At 70.0% G+C, this 4,579-nt stretch carries 1 protein-coding gene; it reads right to left on the reverse strand.

Annotated features, from left to right (window positions below):
• Nucleotides 1-31: 31 nt before the first annotated feature.
• Nucleotides 32-4,234 carry a glycoside hydrolase family 6 protein gene (locus ACFWEG_RS28335; RefSeq protein ID WP_387220780.1) on the reverse strand — a complete coding sequence of 1,401 codons (4,203 nt, stop codon included), beginning with the start codon at nucleotides 4,232-4,234 and terminating at the stop codon, nucleotides 32-34.
• Nucleotides 4,235-4,579: the final 345 nt, after the last annotated feature.

The raw sequence follows: 4,579 nt of genomic DNA on the forward strand, positions 1-4,579 counted from the left end.
GGCGGCCGGGGCCGATTGTCCGGTCAGGGGTTCAGGGGCCGTAGACCTGGAACTCGAACAGCGAGATCCCGTACGGGGTCGCCCTGGTCTGGCCGAGGACGCGGACGTACCGTCCGTTCCCCGTGACGTTCAGGGTGTCCGTGCCGCCGTCACCGGTGGTGGTGGCGAACAGGTCCTGATACGTCCCGAAGTTCGGGTCGTTCGAGACCTGCACCCGGTAGCCCCGGGCGTACGCGGCCTCCCACTTCAGGACCACCCTGCCCACGGCCCTGGCCGAACCGAGGTCGACGTTGATCCACTGGTTGTCCTGGAAGGCGCTGGCCCAGCGGGTGGCGTCGCTGCCGTCGACGGCCTTGGCCGGGGAGAGGTCCCCGTTCTCCGAGGAGGAGGCCCAGGCGTTCCTGCCCTGCGAGAGCAGGTTCCCGCCGCCTCCGCCGGTGTCGGTGGTGACGGAGAGGGCCGACGAGGCCGCCGAGACGTTGCCGGCCGCGTCCACCGCGCGGACCGTGTAGCCGTACGCGGTTCCGGCGTTGAGCCCGGTGTCGGTGTAGGTCGTGCCGGAGGGGGTCGCGACCCGGGTGCCGTCCCGGAAGAGCTGGTAGCCGGTGACGCCGACGTTGTCGGTGGCGGCGTTCCAGCGCAGCGAGACGCTGCTGGTGGTCTTTCCGGTACTGGTCAGCCCGCCGGGAGCGGTGGGCGCGGTGGTGTCGCCGCCGCCTCCGCCGGTGTCGGTGGTGACGGGGACGGCCGCGGAGGCCGCCGAGACGTTGCCGGCCGCGTCCTTGGCGCGGACGGTGTAGGAGTAGGCGGTGGCGGCGCTCAGCCCGGTGTCGGTGTAGGTCGGCGTGGCGGCCGAGCCGACGCGGGTGGTGCCGCGGTAGACGTCGTAGCCGGTGACCCCGGTATCGTCGGTGGACGCGGTCCACGACAGGGTGACGCTGGTAGAGGTCTTCGCGGTGGACTTGAGCCCGGTCGGGACGGTCGGGGCCTGGGTGTCCTCCACCGGCGGCTCGCCGCCGTAGAGGTCCGCGAGGCTGATGCCGGTGGTGCTGCCCGCGCCGCCCAGCCTGACCTGGTGGTCGAGGCTGACGAACTTGCCGCCGCTCTGCCACAGGGCCGGCTTGAGCAGGGCGTACTTGGCCTCGTCCCACGTCTCCCAGTCGTTCAGGAGCAGGCCGCCGGTGTCACCGGAGTTCGGGTTCAGGACCCAGAACGTCTGGTGGATCCTGTTCTCGACGATCAGGTCGCGCAGCGCGGTCATCCACTTCTGGTTGGGGCCGTTGTCCATGAACCCGCCCCACTCTCCGATGACCAGCGGGGAGACGTTCTGCTTGTGCAGGTAGAGCCAGTTGGGGTCCCAGACGTCCCGCTCCAGGGTCTGCCGGTTCCAGTCGCCCTGGAACCAGGGCTGCTGGAAGACCAGCGGCCCGTAGTCGTGCGGGGAGTAGACGAGCTGGTCCTGGTTCGCCCCGAGGTTCACCGGGTGGTCCTTGGCGCCGCGGAGGTTTCCGCCCCACCAGTTGAAGTGGTAGTCGAGCTCGGCCGTCGAGGACCAGGACTTGCCGGCCTTCGGGTAGATCTCGATGCCCTCGCAGAGCACCAGGACGTTCGGGTTGATCGCCAGGATCCGCTTGCCGGCGGTCTCGCAGGCGTACTTGAAGTTGTCCTGGTCGGTCGAGCTGTCCCACTTGGCGCGCGGGGACTCGGTCTGCTTGCCGTGCGGCTCGTTCTTGACGTCCATCGCGACGATGGTGTCGTTGTTCTTGTAGCGGTCGGTGACCCACTCCCAGCCCTGGTAGAACTGCTCGGTCGTGATCGCGCCCTTCCACCAGACCGGGTAGATGTGGCCGGAGTTGTCGGCCTCGGCGCTGTGCACGTCCAGCATCACCTTGATGCCGTACTTCTCGCAGAGGTCGAGCCAGTAGTCCCAGACCTGGAGGGTCGTCAGGTCCTTCAGCTCGGGGTTGGCGTAGGTGTTGACCCCGCTGGGGACGGCGGCCTGGCCGTTCTTCCACTCGATGAGGAGCTGGGTGGAGATCGGGACCCGGACGATGTTGATGCCGCGGTCGGCCATCGACTTGGTGATCTTGGTGATGTTGCCGGACCACAGGCCGTGGAAGACCCGCTCGGAGGCGTTGAAGCCGAACCAGTTGGTGCCCGTCATCCAGACCTTGTTGCCGTCCTCGTCGACGATCTGGTTGCCGGCGGTGTGCAGCCAGTCCTTGCCGGTCCCGGTCGACTGCGCCTTGGTGCGGGCGGAGACGGCGGTCGAGGCGGCGGAGACGTTGCCGGCGGCGTCGCGGGCGCGGACGGTGTAGCTGTAGGCCGTGTCGGCCGTGAGCCCGGAGTCGGTGTAGGTCGTGGTGGTGACCGGCGTGGCGTTGACCTTGGTGGTGCCGCGGTAGACGTCGTAGCCGGTGACCCCGGTGTCGTCGGTGGACGCGGTCCACGACAGCGGGACCGAGCTGGTCGTGGTGGAGCCCGCCCTCACCCCGCCGGGCACGGTCGGGGCCTGGGTGTCGGTGCCGCCGCCACCGGTGTCGGTGGTCACCGCGAGGGCCGCGGAGGCGGGCGAGGTGTTGCCGGCCGCGTCACGCGCCCGGACGGTGAAGCTGTACGCGGTCGCCGCGGTCAGGCCGGTCGCGGTGTACACGGTGCCGGTGACGGGGGCGGTGTTGACCTTCGTGGTGCCCCGGTACACGTCGTAGCCGGTCACCCCGACGTTGTCGGTGGCCGCGGTCCAGGAGAGGGAGACGCTGGTCGCGGTCTTGCCGGTGCTCCGCAGCGCCGTCGGCGCGGTCGGGGCCTCGGTGTCCCCGGTGCCGCCGCTCTCGGGCACGGCCGGGTAGGCGTTCTTGACCAGCATCTCGAACTGCTTGTCGAACCAGTGGCCGGCGAGCGGGGCGTCCGGGAGCGCGCCCGTCTTGTTGCCGCCGCCCGCGGGCGCGTTGAAGTCCGGGTCGCACATCGGGTCCCGGCGCTTGCCCTCGTCGTTCGGGATGTCCTTGCTCGCCCCGTCTGACTCGCCGGGCGGCTTGACCCAGACGTAGGCGTCGATGTGCGAGGCCGGGAAGCCCTGCGGGCTCGCCTGCGGCGGTGCGCCGAGGCCGGCACCGGAGGTGTTGCACCACAGGCCGCGGTGCGCGCGCCGGTCGGCCTTCGACTCGCCGACGAAGGTGTCGAGCGCGGTGCTGGTGGACTCCTTGGCGGGCCGGTCGGCGCCGCCCCAGCCGTTGCGAGAGGTGTCGATCAGCATGCCGGTCGAGGCCGGCCAGCCCGCCGCGACCAGTGCCGCGTGGGTGGCCGCGGTGAAGTCGGACTCGTCGAAGTTGCCGTTCCACTCGAAGTACTTGCCGCTCTTGACCGGTTGCCCGCCGATCTGCTTGTTCGGGTCGGTGAGGAACGGCTCGGCGGTGGGCGTGTAGTTCGAGACGTTGGTGATCAGGCCGTCGACGCTCTTGAGGCCGTCGGTGGTGCCCTTGACCACGTCCGTGTAGAGCTGGACGGTCTGAGCGAGGTTGTTGTCCCAGCCCAGCCAGCCCGAGTGGGCGAAGTCCATGTACGTGTACACGTTCGGGATCGCGTGCAGCTTGTTCAGCGCGTAGCGCACGGCGTCGACCTGGAGTCCGCTGGACTTGGCCTGGGCGCACTCGGGGTCGGAGAGGTTGGTGACCAGGTTCGGCAGACCGTCCGGCTCGATCACGGTCGTGATGCGGATGTCCTGGTACTTCGGGTTGGCGAAGACGGTCGCCATCGCGTCGATGTACTCGGTCTTGTAGCGGGCCAACCCGGCTGCGGTGAGGGGGAGTTCACCGTTGGACGCGAGTGCGGCACAGTCGCGTCCGGGCAGGTCGTAGACCACGACGGTGGCGGTGATCGGCTGACCCGGCTTCTTCTGGGCGAGCGCGAGGTCGAGGTGGTCGGCGAGGCTCTTGCGGCCGGCGTTGGCGGCGCCGCCCCCGACGGCCGCGATCCGGTCCATCCAGACGGCCGTCGGGTACGACTGGACCGTCTTCATCTTCGCCTTGAGCGAGGCGTCGGCCGTCTTCTCGATGGTGCCGGCGACCAGTTCAGCGTAGTCGGGGTTCACGTACGCGGTGGCGCCCGCGAACGGGTTGTCGACGTGCGCCTCGGCCGCGGCGAGTTCGGTGGTGTCGGGGGCGGTCAGGTCGCCGGGCAGGGCGACGGCCGCGGCGGCGGTGACCGCTGCGGTGGCCGTGGCGAGCGAGGCCACGACGCGGGGTCTCTTTCCGAGGAGTTTCACGGCTGTCCTTCACTGGACGGTGAGGGGGGACGATCCGTCCGTACGCGACGGGCTGCGGTGCCGCTGCGGGGACGGCGAGCGTGTCGGTTGATGCGCGGGATGCATGGGAGCGCTCCCACATCCGGAAGAGTGCTCGCGTCCGGGCATCAGGGGAAGACCCGTGCACCGACCGGGAAGTTCCCGACGTGTCTACCGACCGATCGGAGGGCGGTTTCGAGACAGGCGGCGCCCAGCTCGTCGACGCCGACTACGCGCTGGGCGCCGTTGACCCGTTCAGGCCGTCGCCGACGGCAAGCGTGTTGTGCCGCGGGACGC

It is taken from the genome of Streptomyces sp. NPDC060194 (assembly GCF_042728285.1).
GTDB lineage: Bacteria > Actinomycetota > Actinomycetes > Streptomycetales > Streptomycetaceae > Streptomyces.